An 18,057-nucleotide genomic window follows, 5' to 3' on the forward strand; every position below is an offset into this window, starting at 1 on the left:
GCCCCTCAGAAGACCGCCTCGAACCATAGGCCGTCGCGCTCGAACTCCAAGCGGATCTGCGCGTCGGCGTCGGCGCCGAGGACCTTCTCGAGCACGGTGGACCCGAAGCCCCGCCGGTCGCCGGGCGCCTCCACGGGTGGGCCGCCCCGCTCCTTCCAGGTTATGCGGGAGGGGCGCCCGTCACGGCCCGCGGTCGCGGCGACCTCGATCCATCCGCCGTCGACGGACAGGGCGCCGTGCTTGGCGGCGTTGGTCATCAGCTCGTGGAAGGCCATGCCGAAGGCGAGGGTCCGCCTGGGGTCGAGCGGCACCGCGTCGCCCCGCACCCGGATCCGCGCGCCCGGCGCCTCCTCGTAGGGGGCGGCCTCGGCGGCGATCACGTCCCGCAGCGTCGTCTCGCCCCATTGCGAGCGCGTGAGCAGGTCGTGCGTCCGGGAAAGCGTGCCGAGCCGCGCGCCGAGCCGCGCGTGGAAGGTCCTGGCGTCGCCCGCGCCCTCGAGCAGCAGCCGCGAGATCGCGCGCACGGTGGCGAGGGTGTTCTTCACCCGGTGCTGCAGCTCGGCCATGAGGACGGTCTTCTCCGCCTCGCTGCGCTCGGCGGCGTGGCGGGCGCGCACGAGGGTGGTGATGTCGAAGGCGTAGCTCGCCACGCCGCGCACGCCGCCCGCGCCGTCCAGCACCGGGTGCGCCTCGTGGCGGAACCAGCGGCCCTCGGCCTCGCCGGGGCGCGGGGGCGCCTCGTACTCGGGCGAGACCTGAACCTCGCCGGTGGCGTAGGCGGCGTCGAAGCGGTCGTAGAAGCCCGTGCAGCCCGCGTCGGGCAGCGCCTCGGGAAGGCTCTGGCCGACGACCTCGCGCCCGGTCAGCCGGACATGGGCGGGGTTGGCGTAGCGGCAGACATGGTCCGGCCCCTCCGTCACGACGATGAGCATGGGCGAGGCGTCGAAGAGGCGCCTCATCCGCGCCTCGCTGGCCTGGAGGTCGGCCACGAGGCGCCGCTGCTCGGTCACCTCGCGCACGCAGACGCCGGCGGCGTAGACCTCGCCGTCGAGCTCGATGGGGTAGAAGTCGGCGAGGAAGTGGCGCATCTCGCCCCCCGTCTCGTGCAGGGTGGTGTCGACCGGCACGCCGAGGCGGGGCCGGCCGGTGCGGAACACCTCCTCGTAGAGGGGGACGACCTCGGCGGCGAGGTGGGGCATCACCTGCTGGATGGTGCGGCCCACGTAGTCGGCGACCGGGACGCCGTCGATCGCGGCGAGGGTTTCGTTGATGCGGACGTATCGCATGTCCGACCCGATCAGCGCGAGGCCGACGGGCGTCGTGTCGTAGAGCGTCTCGAGCTCGGCGTAGCGGCGGGCCAGCTCCTCGCGGTTGCGCTCGAGCGCCCGCTCGCTGCGCTGGCGGGCGGTGATGTCGACGAAGGAGAGGACGTAGCCGTCGATCCGGTCGTCCGTGGTCCGATAGGGCCGCATCCGCAGGATGAACGTCTCGTCCGTGGGGGGGATGCGGACCTCGCGCTCGACGGGCTGTAGGGAGGCGTCCACCCGCTCGGCGTCCTCGCGCAGCGAGGGGTAGTCGACCCGCGAGGAGAGGTCGAAGATCGGCCGGCCTATGTCGCGCGCCCTGATCCCGTAGAGGGCCGCCGTCGGCGGGGTGAAGTTCCGCACGCAGAAGTCGCGGTCGAGGAAGAGGACCGGAAGGTCCGTGCTCTCGAAGAGGTTCTTGAGGTCGGAGTTCGCGCGGACGACCTGGCGGTTGTTCTCGCTGAGCTCGGCGTTGACGGTCTCGAGCTCCTCGTTGATCGACTGCAGCTCCTCGCGCGAGGTCTCGATCTCCTCGTTGGAGGACTGGAGCTCCTCGTTCATGCTCATGAGCTCCTCGTTGGTGCTCTTGAGCTCCTGGTCGGAGGTCTCGAACTCGCCGAGGACCGCGGCGAGCTGGCGGCGCAGGCGGGCGTTCTCGGCCTCCGCGAGGTCCTGGTCGGCGGCGGCGCGCCGCTCGAGCACGCCTTTTATCCCCGACGGGTCGATGGCGCGCACCTCTGACAGCGCGAGGAGGTACTGCCCCTCGCCCCCCTCGGCCCCCTCGCCCCCCTGGTCCATGGCCGAGACCGACAGGTCGAAGAGGCGCGGCGCCTCGCCGGGCACGCGCGCGAGGATGCCCTCGATCCGCTCGGGCGCGCCCGAGCGCCTCGCCGCCGCGAGGGCGGTGCGGACCGGGATGCGCAGCTCGGGCGCGAGGAGGTCGTCGATCCGGGTGGAGGGCGTGCCGCTGGAGGGCCGGGCGAACGCCGTCATCCGCTGCGAGAGGTAGCGCACCTCGCCCGAGGCGGTGACCGCCGCGAAGGGCGCCGCGTGGTGCCGGAGGAACGCCTGCTCGGCGGCCGCCTCGCCCGCCTCGGGCGGGAGCGGCGGGGCGGGCGGCGGCGAAGGGGGCCGGAGGGCGGCCGGCGCGTCCCCGGCCCGCGGGCCGCGGGCGCGCGGCGGCCGGGCGCCGAGGGAGGAGTAGCCGGGCGGGGCCGCGTCGTTGCGCCGGAAGATGCGGTAGGGCTTGCTGACCGTCTCGAAGAGCCGCTCGCCGGCGGCGACGCCCTCGGAGGGGCCGAGGAAGAGGAAGCCCGACGGCCGGAGGGCGAAGTGGAACCGCGGCAGCGCCCGGCGCTGGAGCGTGCCGGAGAGGTAGATCATCAGGTTGCGGCACGAGACGAGGTCCAGCCGCGAGAAGGGCGGGTCCTGCAGCATGTTGTGCGGCGCGAAGACGCAGCGCTCGCGCAGCTCCGCCCGGGCCTGGAGCTGGCCGCCCCTGGGCTGGAAGAAGCGGGCGACGCGCCCTTCGCCCAAGGGGGCGGCGGAGGCGGGCGTGAAGATCCCGGCGCGCGCCGCCGCGAGCGCGGGGGCGTCGATGTCGGTGCCGAAGACCTGCAGCGTCCCGCCGTGCCCCCGCTCCTCCATCGCCTCGGCGAAGAGGATCGCGAGCGTGTACGCCTCTTCGCCGGTCGAGCATCCGGGCACCCAGACCCGCACGCCGGCGCCGCCGCGGTCGAGGACGGGCCCGATCACCTCGCGCCGGAGCGCCTCGAACGCCTCGGGGTCGCGCAGGAACCGGGTCACGCCGATCAGGAAGTCCTGCGCGAGGCGCGCCGCCTCGTCCGCGTCCTCCTCGAGCCTGCGGACGAAGGCGTCGGGGTCGCCGGTCCGCGTCAGCGCCATCCGCCGCTCGATCCGCCGCACGAGCGTGCCGGGCTTGTAGTCCGCGAAGTCGTGGCCCGTGACCTCGTGCAGGCGCGCGGCGACGCGCGGCAGGCGCCCGGCGATCCGCTTGCGAAGGCGCGCGCCGCGCCGGTCGCCGCCCAGGCCCGCCCGGTGATCGACGATCTCCTCGAGGCTGGCGACGATCCGCGAGGCGGGCAGGACGAGGTCCACCATCCCCGTCGCCGCCGCCGCCTCGGGCATCGCCGGGTAGCGCGCGGACCCCCCCTCCTGCGCGAGCGCGATCCCGCCGGCGGCCTTCACCGCCCGAAGGCCCGCGGCGCCGTCCGAGCCCGTCCCCGAGAGGACGACGCAGCAGGCCGACCGGCCATGCGCGCGCGCCAGGCCCTCGAAGCAGAAGTCGATGGGACGGTAGCGGTACGCGTCCTCGCGCTGCTCGAGGAGGCGCATCCGCGGGCCGTCGAACCGCAGCAGGCGGCCGGGCGGGACCACGTGGATCCGGCCGGGGCGGACCGCCTCGCCCGAGCGGATGGGCGCCACGGGGGCCCGGCAATGGCTCTGCAGGAGCGCGCACAGCGCCGAGTCGCGGTCGGGCGCGAGGTGCTGGACGACGACGAAGGCGAGGCCGGTCGCCGGATCGACCCGCGACAGCATCTCGGTCAGCGCCTCCAGGCCGCCGGCGGAGGCGCCCACGGCGACGACCGCGTCGGCGTCGGCGCCTCCACCGGCGGAGCCGGGCCCGGCGGTCGGGTCCTCGGCGCGCTCCTCGCTCATGGGCGGTCTCTCCGACATCTCGGGCCGCGGCGTCCCCGGGCCCGTGCGCCTTCGGGATAGAGCATCTTCGGAGCGGCCGGTAGACCTTCGCGGGCGAGCGGCCGCCGCCCGAATTGACTTCCGCGCCCGGGCGTCGGAACCACGGTCGGGAGCACGGAGGCCGCCATCGCCGTCGCGAGAGCCACCCATTCCGCCCCTCGAACTCGCAACCGCCGGCGCCCATGCCGGCCCGGAGCCGTCATGCGACCTTCCCCCCCCTTTCCTCTCGCCGTTCCGCTGGCTGCCGCGCTCGCCGTCCTTCCGGCGGCCCTGCCGGCGCAGGAGGGGCCGCCGGGGCGTTCGCTGGGGGTCACGCTGGACGGGCTGGCGGATGTCGGGGACGGGTGCCGGGCGACCTTCGTGGCGCGCAACGGGACGGGCGCGGACATCGACGCGCTGGTCTTCGAGGGGGTCGCGTTCGGCGCCGAGGGGGGGGTCGCCCTCCTGACGCTGCTCGACTTCGGGTCGCTTCCGGCGGGGCGGCCCCGCGTGCGGCAGTTCGACCTGGCCGGGCTGGGATGCGACGCGATCGGCGGATTCCTCCTCAACGGGATCGAGCGGTGCGAGGGGGACGGGCTGGGGCCGGATGCCTGCCTGGACGCCCTCGCCGTCGCCTCGCGGGGCGATGTCGGGCTCGAGGGGTGAGCGGGGCGCTGGACCGGCTGGGCGCGGTCTACGCGCTCGGGGGGCCGGTGGTGCTGCTCCTGCTGGCGCTGTCCTGCGTGGTGCTGGCGCTGGCGCTCTACAAGCTCTGGCAGTTCGGCGCGGCGCGGGTGGGGCGGCACGGGCGGCTGCGCGAGGCGCTGGCCGCCTGGGACCGGGGCGAGGGCGAGCGGGCGCGCGCCCTCGCCGCCGAAAGCCGGAGCCACCTCGCGCCCGTCGTCGCGGCGGCGATGGGCCCGGAGGGCGATCCCGCGCGCCTGGAGGCCGAGGCCGAGGCCTCGACCGGGCGGCTGGAGGGGGGGTTCCGGCTGCTCGACGCGATCGCGCAGGTCGCGCCGCTGCTCGGGCTCTTCGGGACGGTGCTGGGGATGATCGACGCCTTCCGGGCGCTGCAGGCGGCGGGCGCCGACGTCGATCCCTCCGCGCTCGCGGGGGGGATCTGGGTGGCGCTGCTGACCACGGCCGCCGGCCTTGCGGTGGCGATGCCCGCGACCGTGCTGCTGACCTGGCTGGAGGGGCGCGTCGCGGGCGAGCGGGCGCTGGCCGACCTCGCCCTGGCGCGGGCGCGGGCGCCGCGGGCGCGGGCGGTTGCCTAGGCGCCCGGCCCGCAGCCGCCGGACGGTGGCGCTGACGCCCCTGGTCGACGTCATCTTCCTGCTGCTCCTCTTCTTCATGCTGACCTCGACGTTCACGCGGTTCGGGACCGTCCCCCTCGCCGCGGGGGGCGGGGGGGCGGCGGCGGCCCCGGCGGAGGGGTTGTCCTTCCTGCGCCTGACCGCGCGGGGGGCGACGCTGGACGGCGCGCCGCTGCCCGAGGACCCCGCGGGCGCGCTGCGGGGGGCGCGGGCGGTGCTGTCGACGGGCCCGGACGTGGACAGCCAGACGCTCGTGGACCTTCTGGCGCGTCTGCGGACGGTGCCGGACCTGTCGCTGACGGTGCTGCGGTGAGGGGACGCCCCCGCCCACGCCCGAGGCGGCGGGCCGAGCCGGCGGTCGCGCTGATCAACGTCGTGTTCCTGATGCTGATCTTCTTCCTCGTGGCCGGGCAGGTCGCGCCGCCGCCAGCGCCTGGGCTGGCGCTGCCGTCGGCCGGCGACCTGGAGCGCGCGCCCCCGCCGGACGCCCTCGCTCTGCATGCGGACGGCCGGGTGGAGCACCGCGGCGCGGGCATCGCGCCCGAGGACTTCGTCGCCGGGCTCGGCGGCGCGCCGGCCCGGATCGCGCCCGACCGGTCCGCCTCCGCCCGGGACCTCGTCGCCCTCGCGGCGGCCCTAGTCGAGGCGGGCGCGCCGCGCGTCCTCGTGGTGGGCGAGCGGAAGGAGCGGTGAGCGCCCGCCCCGCCCCCCCGGCCCCCCCGGCCCCCCCGGCCGCCCGGGCCCCCCGGACCCGCTGGTCCCCCTGGTCCCCCTGGGCCCCCAGCGCGCCCGGGGCCCGCCTGGCGGCGGCGGCGGCGGCGGCGCTCGCCTCCCTGGGGGTGCATGCGGGGCTGCTGATGCTTCCCCTGCCCCCCGAGGAGCGCCCGAGGAAGGCGGGAGCGGGAGAGGCGGAGATCGTGCTGGACGGCGCGTCCTTCGCCGATCTCGCCGCCGGCCGCCTGCAGCCGGTCCCGGCGGCGCGGGCCGCGCGGGCAGCGGACGGGCCCGATCCGGCCGTCGGCGCGGCGGCACCCCCGCCCCCCGCCTCGCCCGCCTCGCCTGCCCCCGCCCCCGTGGCTGCCCCCGTGGCTGCCCCCGTGCCTGCCACGACACCCGCCCCCGAGCCCGCCGCGGGCGTCGTGGCGGAGAGGGCGGCGAACGCCGTGCTGCCGGAAGCGCCCCGCGCCGGGGCGCGCGCCGGGAGGGGCGCCGAAGTGGACGCCGCCCTGCGCCCCGCCCTGCCCCCCGTCATGTCCGCCGTCACGCCTCCCGTCGCCGCCCGGCCCGTGCCGGCGCCCGTGGGGGCGGCGCCCCGCCCCTCGGGGGCGCCCGGGGAGGCCCCCTCCCCCGAGGGGCCCGGGGCGGCGCGCGCCGTCGCGGCGACCGCCGCCGCCGCCGTGGTGGAGGACGAGGAGGCGACCACGCCGCGCCTCTCGCCCCGCCCGCCCGTCCGCCCGCCCACCGTGGAGGCCGCAGCGGTGGCTGCCGCGGAGGCTGCAGAAGAGGCTGCCGCGCGCGTGGCGGCGAGGCGCGCAGCGGAGGCCGTCCAAACCCCCGCCGAAGCCGCCGCCGAAGCCGCTGGGAACGCCGCGCGCGACGCCCGGCGGGGCGCGGCGGGCGGATCGGCGGAGGGAACGGCCGCGTCCGCCGGAGGGGGCGCCGCGGCGCCTTCGGCGGGCGACGCCGCGGCGGCGCGCTATCCCGGCATCGTCCAGGGATGCGTCGACCGGGCCGCCCGCCGCGCCAGGGGCGGCAGCGGCACGGTCGACGTCTCCTTCTCGGTGTCCGCCGGCGGACGGATCGGCGGGGTCGGCGTCAGCGGGGACCGCGACCTCGCCCGAGCCGTCCGGCGGGCGATCGAAGGCGCCGCGTGCCCCCCGCCCCCGCAAGGCGCCCGCACCGCCTTCACGATCCGCATCAGAAGATGATCCCGGGCCGCGAGGGCCGCGGCCCCCGATTTCGACCGGATACCCGGCGGGTACCGGCCTTCGGGATACGCGGAAACGGCGAGTTGGCGGCCGCGGCCGGATCGCGGATGGTGAGGGGTGTCGACGGCGCGCCCCTGCGCCGCGAGCGGCATCGCCCCGGCCAGTTCCCCACCGGCCCGTCCGATCTTCTCAGGGCGAAGGTGCCGCGCGGCCCGGCCCTGTCCACCCTCTCGGGGCCGGGCCGCCGGGGGGCGACGCGCATCGAAGCGCGCGGCGTCCCCCTGCATCCCCAGTGGCCGGACGGAGCGGACGGGACCCCGGCGCGCTGCCGGCGAGGGCACGGGCGCTGCCGGCGAGGCCCGGGACGGCCGATCCCGGGGTGGCCGGCCCCCTGCCCGGCATCGCCCCTATCCCGCCCCCTGCCCGGCATTGCCGCGCGAGATGTCCGCATTAGGTTCCGCCCGGCAGCGGACCGGCGATCCCGACAGCCGCCCGGCGACGCCGGGCCGGGGGGCCGGGCCGGGGCCCGCGCGCCGGGAGAGCCCCGAGGGCCGACCGCCCGGCGCGGCCCGAACGACCGGAGACCACCCCATGCTCGCCTCCTTCGACGCCGTGCTCCTCGCCCGCATCCAGTTCGCCTTCACGGTCTCCTTCCACTTCCTCTTTCCCGCCTTCACCATCGGCCTCGCGTCGTACCTGGCGGTGCTGAACGGGCTGTGGCTCTGGACGAAGGAGCACAAGTACCTGGACCTCTTCCGCTACTGGGTGAAGATCTTCGCGCTGGCCTTCGCCATGGGCGTCGTGTCGGGCATCGTGATGTCCTACCAGTTCGGGACCAACTGGTCGGTCTTCTCGGACAGGGCGGGGCCGGTGATCGGCGCGCCGATGGCCTACGAGGTTCTGTCGGCCTTCTTCCTCGAGGCGGGCTTCCTCGGCATCATGCTCTTCGGGCGGGAGCGGGTCGGGCCCGCGCTGCACATGACCGCGACGCTCGCCGTGGCCTTCGGCACCTTCTTCTCGGCGTTCTGGATCATCTCGGTGAACTCGTGGATGCAGACGCCCGCGGGCTTCTCGGTCGATCCCGACACCGGCCAGTTCCTTCCGGAGAACTTCTGGGAGATCATCTTCAACCCCTCCTTCCCCTACCGCCTCGCGCACACGGTGACGGCGGCCTACCTGACGACGGCCTTCATCGTGGGCGGCGTCGCGGCCTTCCACCTGCTGCGCCGCCGGCGGCGGGGCGAGCGGGCGTCCGAGGCCACGAGGACGATGTTCTCGATGGCGATGTGGATGGCGGCGATCGTGGCGCCCGTGCAGATCGGCCTGGGCGACCTGCACGGCCTCAACACGCTGGAGCACCAGCCGCAGAAGGTCATGGCGATGGAGGGCCACTACGAGAGCCACCCGGACGGCGCGCCGCTCTACCTCTTCGGGATCCCCAACGACGAGGCGCAGCGCCTCGACTACGCCGTGGGCATCCCCAACCTCTCCTCGCTGATCCTGAAGCACGATTTCGACGCGCCTCTGGCGGGGCTCGACACGATCCCCGACGACGAGCAGCCGCCCGTCGGCATCGTGTTCTGGTCGTTCCGCATCATGGTGGCGCTGGGCTTCGCGATGCTGGGCGTCGGCCTCTGGTCGCTGTGGGCGCGCTGGCGCGGGCACCTCTTCGAGGCGCCCTGGCTGCACCGCGCGGCGCTGGCGATGGCGCCTTCGGGCCTCTTCGCCGTGATCGCGGGCTGGATCACCACGGAGGTCGGCCGCCAGCCCTACACGGTCTACGGGATGCTGCGCACCGGCGAGAGCGCGGCGCCCCTGGACGCGGCCGCCGTGGGCACGTCGCTCGTCGCGTTCGTCCTGATCTACTTCACGGTCTTCGGGGCGGGGACCTTCTACATCCTGCGGCTGATGTCGCGACCGCCGATCTTCGACGAGCCGCGCCTGAAGGACGCGCCGGAAGGGCCGATCCGCACGGCCGGCATCACGCCGGCCGCCGAGGAGGCCGAGCGCCGACCGCAAGCCGTCCACCAGCCGGGGGAGTGAAGCCATGCCCGTCGCCGAAGGCGTCTCGTTCGACCTGACCCTCGTCTGGGGGCTGCTCATCGCGCTGGCGGTGCTGATCTACGTGATCCTCGACGGGTTCGATCTCGGGCTCGGGATGCTCTTCGCGGTCGAGCCGGAGCGGGGCGACCGGGACGTGATGATGAACTCGGTCGCGCCGGTCTGGGACGGCAACGAGACGTGGCTGGTGCTGGGGGGGGGCGGGCTTCTCGCCGCGTTCCCGCTGGCCTACGCGCTGATCCTGCCCGCGCTCTACGCGCCGATCATCGCGATGCTGCTCGCGCTGATCTTCCGCGGCGTCGCCTTCGAGTTCCGCTGGCGCACCGACCGGCGGCGTTGGGTCTGGGACCTCGCCTTCATCGGCGGCTCGGCCGTGGCCGCGCTGGCGCAGGGCGTCGCGCTCGGCGCGCTGCTCCAGGGGATCGAGGTCGACGAGGCCGCGCGCGCCTATTCGGGCGGCTGGTGGGACTGGCTGACCCCCTTCTCGGTCACGGTCGGGGTGGCGGTGATGGTCGGCTACATGCTGCTGGGCGCGACCTGGCTGGTGATGAAGACCACCGGCCCCCTGCAGGAGCGGATGCGCGCCCGCGCCTGGGTGCTGGGCTTCGCGACCGTGGCCTTCATCGGGGTCGTCAGCCTCTGGACGCCGTTCCTGCAGGAAGGGTACTTCGTGCGCTGGTTCGGCGGATGGCGCATCGGGGCGGCGTTCGGCGTGGGCGCCGCGGTGCTGCTGATCGCGGTGCTGATGTTCCGCGCCCTCACCGTCCACCGGCACGAGTACTGGCCCTTCGTCCTGGCGCTGGCGATGTTCGCGCTGTGCTTCGTGGGCCTCGGCATCTCGATCTTCCCCTACATCGTGCCGACGGAGGTGACGCTGTGGGAGGCGGCGGCCCCCTACGAGAGCCAACTCTTCATGATCGTGGGGGCGGGCATCCTGCTGCCCCTGATCCTGGGCTACACCGCCTACGCCTACTGGGTGTTCCGCGGGAAGGTGGACCCGGAGGCGGGATACCATTGACGCGCCCCGGACGCCGGCCCGGGGGACATGGTGGGCCCGGGGGGGGCCGGGGGGGCCGGGGGGGCCGGCGCCTCGCCGCCCGGCTGGCCTGGTTCGCCGGCCTCTGGCTGGGCGGCGTCGTGGTCGTCGGCGTCGTCGCGGCGATCCTGAGGCTCTGGATCGCCTAGGGGCGGGGGGCGGGCCGGGGCGCCCCGCCCTCGCCGGCGGGCGAGCCCTCGATCCGGTCGGCGAGAAGGACGGCCACGCCGCGCGTGCCCTCGAACGCCGAGAGCACGATCGCGAGCATGGAGGTCAGCGGCACCGCCAGGAGCGCGCCCGGAAGCCCCCAGAGCGACGACCAGGTCGCCAGCGACACCAGCACCACGAAGGGGGAGAGGTTCACCCGGCGCCCGATGAACCGCGGCTCGATCACGCTGCCGACGACGACCTGCGCCGCCGTCAGCAGCGCCCCCACGAGGAGGGTCCGGGCGAGGTCGCCGAACTGGACGGCCGCCAGCGCCACGGGGAACGCCACCCCGATCAGCGAGCCGAGATAAGGGATGTAGTTCAGCAGCGCGATCGCCAGCGCCCAGAAGAGGGGGAAGTCCACCCCGAGCGCCCAGAGGATCGCGAAGGAGACCGCGCCCAGGATCGCGTTCACCAGCGTCTTGACGGCGAGGTAGTCGCCGATCCGGTCGTTGATGTCGCGGATCACCGCGCCCGTCCGCGCCGTGCGTTCCGGGTCGCGCAGGGCGGCGGCGAGACGCGCGTCGAAGCCCCCCCGCTCCGCCAGGAGGAAGGCGGCGTAGACGATCACGAGAAGGACCGTGCCGCCGATGCTGGTCACGTTGAGCAGCACCCCGTTGACGAGGCGCTGCAGCGAGAAGCGCCCGAAGGTCGCCTCGCGGATCGTGCCCCAGTCGGGACGCTCGTCGATGCCCAGGAGGTCCGCGCCCTGCGCCACGAGGCGCTCGACGTTGGCCTGGTAGAGGGGGGCCGCGCGCACGAGGCGCCCGATCGTGTCGACCACGATCCCGCTGAGCGCGATGACCGCCGCCGCGAAGCCCAGGAGCACGAGGAACCGCCTGATCGCCGTCGGAAGGCGCCCCACCACGGGCAGCCGCCCGAGCGCGTCCGACGCGCTGACGAGGACGTAGACCGCGATGACCGCCGCGAGGATCGGCAGGAGGACCGGCTTGCCGAGGGCGAGCAGGAACCCCGTGAGCAGGACGAGGAGGACCACCTGCACCAGCGTCGCGAGGGTCTGCCCGGCCGGCGTGGCGGGAACCCGGCGGCGCGGGTCGGCCGCGCCTGCGGCGGGGGCCGGGGTTCCGGCGGGCGGCGCCGCGCGCTCTTCGGTCATCGTCGGCCTCCCTGGCAGGCCGCGTCGGCCTAGCCCGGACGCCGGGCGGCATCCAGAGCGGGCGCAGGCGCGGCCCGGCCCGGGGTCACGGAACGCCGGGCGCGGGACGGAGGGCATGGAACAGGGCGGGCGCCGCGGCGCTGACCCCTGCAGTCGAAGCGGGCGGATCGCGATGGGTGGTGGAGCCGGAGGGAGGCGGAGGGGCGGGCGGACGCTCGGGCAGCGGGCATGGCGCGTCATCGGCGGCGTCTCGCTGGCGCTCGGCGTGATCGGCGCGGTGCTGCCCGTCATGCCGACCGCGCCCTTCGTGATCGTGGCCGCCTACGCCTACAACCGCGGCGCGCCCGAGCTGGCCGCGCGGCTGGAGCGCAACCGCGCGTTCGGGCCGGTGATCCTGGACTGGCGCGAGAACGGTGCGATCGCGCCGCGCCACAAGATCCTCGCCGTGGCGGGCATGACGGCGGGGTTCTGCCTCGGGCTCTGGCTGGGCCTGCCGGACGTGGTGCTCGCGGGGGAGGGGGCCGCGTTCGTCGCAGCGGGCGCCTTCGTCGTGACGCGGCCCAACGGCGGGGCGGCGAGGCGCGCCGCGCCGCAGGACCGCCGGGGCCGCTGAAGGCCCGCCGGGAGACGGGCGGCGGGGGCGGTCCCCCGGGCGGCCCCTTCGAGGGGCCTCGGAGGCGCTTGCCATATCCGACGGGTTTCGTCAGGTTGCGGAGGATCCCAGCCAGCGCGCCGCTGCGGCCGCCAGCCCGGACCCGCCCCACGAGCGCCGGAGGGACCCGATCATGCGACAGGACGAGGACCCCGCCTTCCGCCCCCCTCGCCCGCCCGCGGGCGGGTCCGCGCGGCGGGCCGCCCGGCCCCTCGATCCCATCGCATCCATCCAGCAAGGACATCCCATGCGTCTTCTCGCCACCACCGCGCTTCTCGGGGCGCTGGCCCTTCCGGCCCTCGCCGCCACCGAAGGCGAGGTTCTGACCACCTATGCCGACATCGCCGAGGCGGCCTATGGCGACGCGCTGAGCACCGCGCGGACCCTGCAGGAGGCGGTGGACGCCTTCCTCGCCGAGCCGTCCGCCGAGGGGCTGCAGGCCGCGAAGGACGCCTGGCTCGCCGCGCGCGTGCCCTACCAGCAGACGGAGGTCTACCGCTTCGGCAACCCCATCGTCGACGACTGGGAGGGCAAGGTGAACGCCTGGCCGCTGGACGAGGGGCTGATCGACTACGTGGCGGCCGAGGGCTCCGCCCCGCTGGAGGGCCACGACGAGAACCCGGCCGCGGGGCTGAACGTGATCGCGAACCCCTCCTTCGACCTCTCGGGCGAGACGGTCGACGCCTCGGCCATCACCCCTGCCCTGCTGGCGGACGTGCTGCACGAGGCCGGCGGCGCGGAGGCGAACGTGGCCACGGGCTACCATGCGATCGAGTTCCTGCTCTGGGGGCAGGACATCGGGGCCTACGACGCCACGGCGGGCCGGCGGCCGTGGACGGACTACGCGGCGGGCGACGCCTGCACGGGCGGCAACTGCGACCGGCGGGGCGAGTACCTGAAGGCGGCCACGGACCTTCTGGTCTCGGACCTTGGGTACATGGCCGGCGCCTGGGCCGAGGGCGGCGAGGCGCGCGCCGCCGTGCTGGAGGACGAGGGCGGCGTGCAGCGCATCCTGACGGGGATGGGCTCGCTCTCCTATGGCGAGCAGGCGGGCGAGCGGATGCAGCTCGGCCTTCTTCTCAACGACCCGGAGGAGGAGCATTCCTGCTTCGCCGACAACACCCACAACGACCATTTCTACGACGCCCTCGGCATCCGGAACGTCTACGAGGGACGCTATGTCGGCGTGGACGGCGCGATAACGGAAGGCCCGTCGCTGCACGAGCTGCTGGCGAAGGCGGACCCGCAGGTCGCCGAAGGGCTCGAGGACGCGCTCGGCGTCACGCAGGACCGCATGACCGAGCTGAAGCTCGTCGCGGAGGCGGGCATGCCCTACGACATGATGCTGGACCCCGCGAACGAGGCGGGCGGCGCGCTGATACAGTCGGCGGTGGACGCCCTGGTGGCGCAGACCCGCGAGATCGAGCGCGCGGCCGCCGCCCTCGGCGGGGAGGAGGTCGCGTTCGAGGGGTCGGACAGCCTCGACGACCCGGACGCGGTGTTCGAGTAGGCCGCCCGGGCGGGGCCGGCCCGTCCCGGCCCCCGCCCCGCCGGTCGCCGCGATATCGGTTGCGATACCTCGAACATCTGGCGGAGGAGCCCCCATGCGCATCGCCGTCCTGCTCGCCCTCGTTCCGCTCGCCGCCCTCGCGCAGGAGGCCGAGCCGCATCTCGACGTCGTGCCCCGCACGCCGGCCGAGGCCGCGCGCGTGGCCGCCGTCACCGCGCCCGCGGCCGCCTTCGACGCGCCCGAACGGTTCGAGGCCAACGGCGGCGGCGCGGGCACCGTGCGGCGGCGGGGGGACGCCCAGGCCTTCTCGCTGCCGCAGGCCAACCTCTCCTTCGAGCAGGAGGCGGAGTTCGCGGTGGGCAACGGCCTCTTCGAGCGGCTCTGGGTCGCGGCGCCGGCCTCGACGATCGCCTCGGACGGGCTGGGGCCGATGTTCAACATGCGGTCGTGCCAGGACTGCCACCTGAAGGACGGGCGGGGCCACGCGCCGGCGGGGCCGGGGGACGACGCCGGAAGCCTCGTCGTGCGCCTCGGCGTGCCGGAGCCCGACCCCTCGGGGCTGTCGCGCTACCTCGGCGCGGGCGCGGACCCGGCCTACGGGCACCAGCTCTCGGACCGCTCGCTCCCGGGCGTTCCGGCCGAGGGGCGCGTCGCCGTCGAGTGGGAGACGGCGCAGAGCGTCCCCCTGGCGGGGACCGGCCCCGTCCCGCTGCGCCGCCCGCGGTGGTCGCTGGAGGGGCTGGCCTACGGGTCCCTGGGCCCCGCCACCGCCATCAGCCCGCGCGTCGCCCCCGCCATGATCGGGCTGGGCCTCGTCGAGGCGATTCCGGCGGCCGACATCCTGGCCGGCGCGGATCCGCAGGACGCGGACGGGGACGGCATCTCCGGGCGGCCCAACGTCGTCTGGTCGCCGGAATACGCAACGGAGATGCTGGGCCGCTTCGGGGTGCGCGCCACCACGCCCACGCTGCGCCAGCAGGCGGCGGACGCGTTCAACGCCGACATGGGCCTCGCCTCGCCCCTTCGGCCGGACCCCTGGGGCGACTGCACGGAGGCGCAGTCCGCCTGCCGCGCGGCCTTCCACGGGATGGACGCGGCGCAGGGCGGGTTCGAGGTGTCGGGCGAGGCGCTGGACCGCGTGACGTTCTACTCCTCCACGCTGGGGGTGCCGCGCCGGGCGGCCCCGGGCGGGGCGGAGGTCCTCGCCGGCAAGGCGGCGTTCATGGAGGCGGGGTGCGCCTCCTGCCACAGGCCGAAATTCGTCACCCACCGCCTGCGGGGGCGGCCCGAGCATTCCTTCCAGCTGATCTGGCCCTATTCGGACTTCCTCCTCCACGACATGGGCGAGGGGCTGGCCGACGGGCTGCCCGCCGGGGACGCGCAGGGCGCGGAATGGCGGACCGCGCCGCTCTGGGGCCTGGGGCTGGTGCGCCAGGTCTCGCCCGAGGCGGGGTTCCTGCACGACGGGCGCGCCCGCACGCCGGAGGAGGCGATCCTCTGGCATGGCGGCGAGGGGGCGGCCGCCCGCGACGCCTACGCCGCGATGCCGCCCGGACGCCGCGCCGCCCTTCTCGCCTTCCTGGAGTCCCTCTGATGCGCCTCGCCCTCGCCCTCGCCCTTCTCGCGGCCCCGGCCGCCCCCGCCCCCGCGGACGTGGACGCCGCGCTGGAGGGGCACGTGCTGCCCCGGATCGCGGCGCTGGCCGATGCCGCGGAGGCGCTGTCGGACGCGGCCGCGGAGGGATGCGAGGGTCTGGAGGGGCCGTTCCGGGACGCGGCCGAGGCGTGGGCGGGCGCCTCGCACCTGACCCTGGGCCCCCTGGAGGAGGGGGGGCGCCTGCGGATCGTGCACTTCTGGCCGGACGGGCGGGACGCGACCGCGCGGGGCCTGCGCCTCCTGCGGGAGGGGGGCGAGGGCGCCTGGACCCCCGAGGGGATCGCCCGCGCCTCGGCCGCGGCGCGGGGCCTCGCGGGGCTGGAGCGGCTGATCTTCGAGGACGGTGGCGAGCCCTGCGCGCTGACCGCGGCGCTGGCGGCGGATCTCGCCGCGCTGACCGGGGCCGTGGATGCCGGATGGGATGGGTTCGCCGCCCTCATGCGCGCCGCCGGCGAGCCGGGGAACGCGCGCTTCCTCGCCCCCGGGGAGGCGGAGGCCGCGCTCTACACCGCGCTGGTCGGAGGGCTGGAGTTCACGGCCGAGCAGCGGCTGGGGCGGCCCTTGGGCACCTTCGACGCGCCCCGGCCCCTGCGCGCGGAGATGCGCCGGTCGGAGCGCTCGCTGCCCAACGTCGCCGCCGCGCTTCGCGCCCTGCGGGAGCTGGCGGCGCTGCTCGCGGACGCGCCGGAGACGGACGCCGCCTTCGCACGGGCGATCGCGCTGGCGGACGGGCTGGAGGACCCGGCCCTCGCCGGCGTCGCCGAACCCTCGGAGCGGCTTCGGGTCGAGGCGCTGCAGACGGCCGTGCGCGAGGTCTGGCGCACGGCCGAGGAGGAGATCGGCGCCGCCCTGGACGTTCCGGCGGGCTTCAACGCCCTGGACGGCGACTGATGCGCCGCCGGGCCTTCCTGGCCGGCGCGGCCGCGGCGTCCGCGATCCCCGCCGCCGCCTGGGCCGAGGTCGGCGCGCCGGCCTTCCTCGCCGCCGCGCGCGAGCCTTCGGGGGCCTTCGCGCTGATCGGCCTGGGCCCCGAGGGCGGGGAGGCGTTCCGCGTCCCCCTTCCCGCGCGGGGCCATGCCGCCGCCGCGCACCCCTTGCGCGCCGAGGCGGTCGCCTTCGCGCGGCGGCCGGGAACCTTCGCGCTGGTCCTCGACTGCCGGACGGGCGCCGTGCGCCGCCGCCTCGAGGCGCCGGAGGGGCGGCACTTCTACGGGCACGGGGCCTATCTGGGCGGCGGCACGGTACTCGCGACGACCGAGAACGACTTCGCCGCCGGCGAGGGGGTGCTGGGCCTCTGGGACGCCCACGGGGGCTATCGCCGCATGGGCGAGTGGCGCACGGGCGGGACCGGCCCGCACGAGGTGGTGCGCCTGCCGGGAACGGAGGTCCTGGCGGTCGCGAACGGCGGCATCCGCACCCATCCCGCCACCGGGCGGCGGAAGCTGAACCTCGCCGTCATGCGCCCGAACCTAGCCTTCCTGCGGGACGGTGCGGCCGAGGAGGTGGTCGAGTTGGGCGAGGGCATGCGCCTCGCTTCGATACGGCATCTCGCGGCGCGCCGCGACGGCACCGTGGCGATGGCGCTGCAATGGCAGGGCGAGGAGGGGGAGGCGCGCGCCCTCCTCGCGCTCCACCGCCGGGGCGGCGGCGCGCCGCGGCTGCTGGAGGATCCCGCGACGCAGGGGGCGATGCGGGGCTACGGGGGGTCGGTGGCCTTCTCGGGGGACGGTGCGCGGGTCGCCGTCACCGGGCCGCGCGGCGGGCTCGCGCAGGTCTTCCCCGTGGCGGGCGGCCCGGCGGGGATCGTGCGCCGCCCGGATATCTGCGGCGTGGCGCCGGCGGGGGCGGGGCTGGCCTTCACCGACGGGCGGGGCGGCATCCTGCACCCGGGCGGCGCGCGCCGGGCCGGGGTCGCCTGGGACAACCACCTCGTCCCGGTCGGCCCGGGCTAGCCCCCGGGGAAAGGGGCCGGACGGCCGGGCGCGGCCGCCCCGCGCGGCGGCAGGTGGCCGGCGAGCACGGCCATGGCCCGCAGGAAGGCCGCGTGATCGGCGCCCTCGCACAGGATCACGGCATGGCCGGACGCCCTTTCGTGCGCCCGCTCGCGCATCGCCGCGAGCGCGCCGAGCCAGGCCTTCTCGTGCCGGGTGATGCGGCGGGCGCAGTCCGGGCAGCAAGGGTCGTTGAACCGGAAGGTCGAGGCCCGCGCCTGCCGCATGGCCTGCACCGCCGCCACCGCGGCGACCGCCAGGCCGGGGGCGCGGTCGTGGTCGAACGCGGCCAGCGCCGCCCCTATCCCGCCGATCCAGGACTGCGTCCCGGGCATCGCGAAGCTGCGGAAGTAGTGCCGCGCGATCGTCAGCACGTCCCGTTCGGCGGCGTCGAAGGAAAGCGCGTCCAGGGGTTCGGACCGATGGCCCGCACAGGCGGCCGCCCGGGGCGGGGTGGCTGATTGGTTCACTGGGGGCCCTTTCCGTCGGCGGCGAGAGGCTGGCGACCGGCTTGCCCTGACACCCTGCTGCCATACCTGACTTATTCGGTCAACAATGGACGGACCGGAACGGGCGGGT

The 18,057-nt window shown here is 75.9% G+C and carries 16 protein-coding genes; 13 read left to right on the plus strand and 3 right to left on the minus strand.

Annotation, left to right across the window (positions count from 1 at the left end):
- Positions 1-5: 5 nt before the first annotated feature.
- Positions 6-3,983 (minus strand): chemotaxis protein CheB, encoded by a 3,978-nt coding sequence (locus BCF33_RS08540; RefSeq protein WP_158259389.1) that lies wholly within the window; start codon positions 3,981-3,983, stop codon positions 6-8.
- 240 nt (positions 3,984-4,223) lie between these two features.
- On the opposite strand from BCF33_RS08540, the gene BCF33_RS14385 reads away from it, so the two are divergent.
- From BCF33_RS14385 to BCF33_RS14050, 8 genes are all read left to right on the plus strand, one after another.
- Positions 4,224-4,667, plus strand: coding sequence for a hypothetical protein (locus BCF33_RS14385; protein WP_245883783.1), 444 nt, complete (start codon positions 4,224-4,226; stop codon positions 4,665-4,667).
- Entirely contained in the window at positions 4,664-5,281 is a 618-nt protein-coding gene (locus tag BCF33_RS08545) for a MotA/TolQ/ExbB proton channel family protein (protein WP_245883784.1), read from the plus strand. Before BCF33_RS14385 ends, BCF33_RS08545 begins: the two co-directional genes overlap by 4 nt.
- 25 nt (positions 5,282-5,306) lie before the next feature.
- Positions 5,307-5,633, plus strand: coding sequence for a biopolymer transporter ExbD (locus tag BCF33_RS08550; RefSeq protein WP_281260012.1), 327 nt, complete (start codon positions 5,307-5,309; stop codon positions 5,631-5,633).
- The gene (locus BCF33_RS08555) at positions 5,630-6,013 is read left to right on the plus strand and encodes an ExbD/TolR family protein (RefSeq protein WP_106160535.1); all 384 of its coding nucleotides are present in this window, start codon (positions 5,630-5,632) and stop codon (positions 6,011-6,013) included. Before BCF33_RS08550 ends, BCF33_RS08555 begins: the two co-directional genes overlap by 4 nt.
- A gap of 164 nt (positions 6,014-6,177) precedes the next feature.
- Positions 6,178-7,248, plus strand: coding sequence for an energy transducer TonB family protein (locus BCF33_RS08560; protein WP_106160536.1), 1,071 nt, complete (start codon positions 6,178-6,180; stop codon positions 7,246-7,248).
- 591 nt (positions 7,249-7,839) lie between these two features.
- A complete protein-coding gene (locus tag BCF33_RS08565; protein ID WP_106160537.1) occupies positions 7,840-9,291 on the plus strand; it encodes a cytochrome ubiquinol oxidase subunit I in 1,452 nt (483 codons plus the stop codon).
- Between the two features lie 4 nt (positions 9,292-9,295).
- Positions 9,296-10,327, plus strand: coding sequence for a cytochrome d ubiquinol oxidase subunit II (cydB, locus tag BCF33_RS08570; RefSeq protein ID WP_106160538.1), 1,032 nt, complete (start codon positions 9,296-9,298; stop codon positions 10,325-10,327).
- Complete coding sequence (locus tag BCF33_RS14050) at positions 10,324-10,494, plus strand: hypothetical protein (protein WP_158259390.1); 171 nt, start codon at positions 10,324-10,326, stop codon at positions 10,492-10,494. The genes cydB and BCF33_RS14050 overlap by 4 nt, the downstream gene beginning before the upstream one ends.
- Here the strand turns inward: BCF33_RS14050 and BCF33_RS08575 are convergent.
- Positions 10,491-11,669, minus strand: a complete 1,179-nt coding sequence (locus tag BCF33_RS08575; protein ID WP_106160539.1) for an AI-2E family transporter — start codon at positions 11,667-11,669, stop codon at positions 10,491-10,493. The two genes, BCF33_RS14050 and BCF33_RS08575, sit on opposite strands and share 4 nt — an antisense overlap.
- 172 nt (positions 11,670-11,841) lie before the next feature.
- Between BCF33_RS08575 and BCF33_RS08580 the strand changes: the two genes are divergently transcribed.
- The 5 genes from BCF33_RS08580 (at position 11,842) to BCF33_RS08600 (ending at position 17,439) form a co-directional block, all read left to right on the plus strand.
- Positions 11,842-12,282 carry a YbaN family protein gene (locus BCF33_RS08580; RefSeq protein ID WP_158259391.1) on the plus strand — a complete coding sequence of 147 codons (441 nt, stop codon included), beginning with the start codon at positions 11,842-11,844 and terminating at the stop codon, positions 12,280-12,282.
- A gap of 286 nt (positions 12,283-12,568) precedes the next feature.
- Positions 12,569-13,831 (plus strand): imelysin family protein, encoded by a 1,263-nt coding sequence (locus tag BCF33_RS08585; RefSeq protein WP_106160541.1) that lies wholly within the window; start codon positions 12,569-12,571, stop codon positions 13,829-13,831.
- A gap of 94 nt (positions 13,832-13,925) precedes the next feature.
- On the plus strand, positions 13,926-15,425 hold the full coding sequence (locus tag BCF33_RS08590) for a di-heme oxidoreductase family protein (RefSeq protein ID WP_106160542.1): 1,500 nt from the start codon (positions 13,926-13,928) through the stop codon (positions 15,423-15,425).
- On the plus strand, positions 15,425-16,378 hold the full coding sequence (locus tag BCF33_RS08595) for an imelysin family protein (protein WP_106160543.1): 954 nt from the start codon (positions 15,425-15,427) through the stop codon (positions 16,376-16,378). Before BCF33_RS08590 ends, BCF33_RS08595 begins: the two co-directional genes overlap by 1 nt.
- Positions 16,378-17,439, plus strand: coding sequence for a DUF1513 domain-containing protein (locus BCF33_RS08600; protein ID WP_245883785.1), 1,062 nt, complete (start codon positions 16,378-16,380; stop codon positions 17,437-17,439). The genes BCF33_RS08595 and BCF33_RS08600 overlap by 1 nt, the downstream gene beginning before the upstream one ends.
- Here BCF33_RS08600 and BCF33_RS08605 read toward each other — a convergent pair.
- Entirely contained in the window at positions 17,436-17,948 is a 513-nt protein-coding gene (locus tag BCF33_RS08605; protein ID WP_106160544.1) for a hypothetical protein, read from the minus strand. The genes BCF33_RS08600 and BCF33_RS08605 overlap by 4 nt on opposite strands.
- Between the last annotated feature and the right edge of the window lie 109 nt (positions 17,949-18,057).

Origin of the sequence: Hasllibacter halocynthiae (assembly GCF_003003095.1) — a bacterium.
In the GTDB taxonomy this organism is placed as follows: domain Bacteria; phylum Pseudomonadota; class Alphaproteobacteria; order Rhodobacterales; family Rhodobacteraceae; genus Hasllibacter; species Hasllibacter halocynthiae.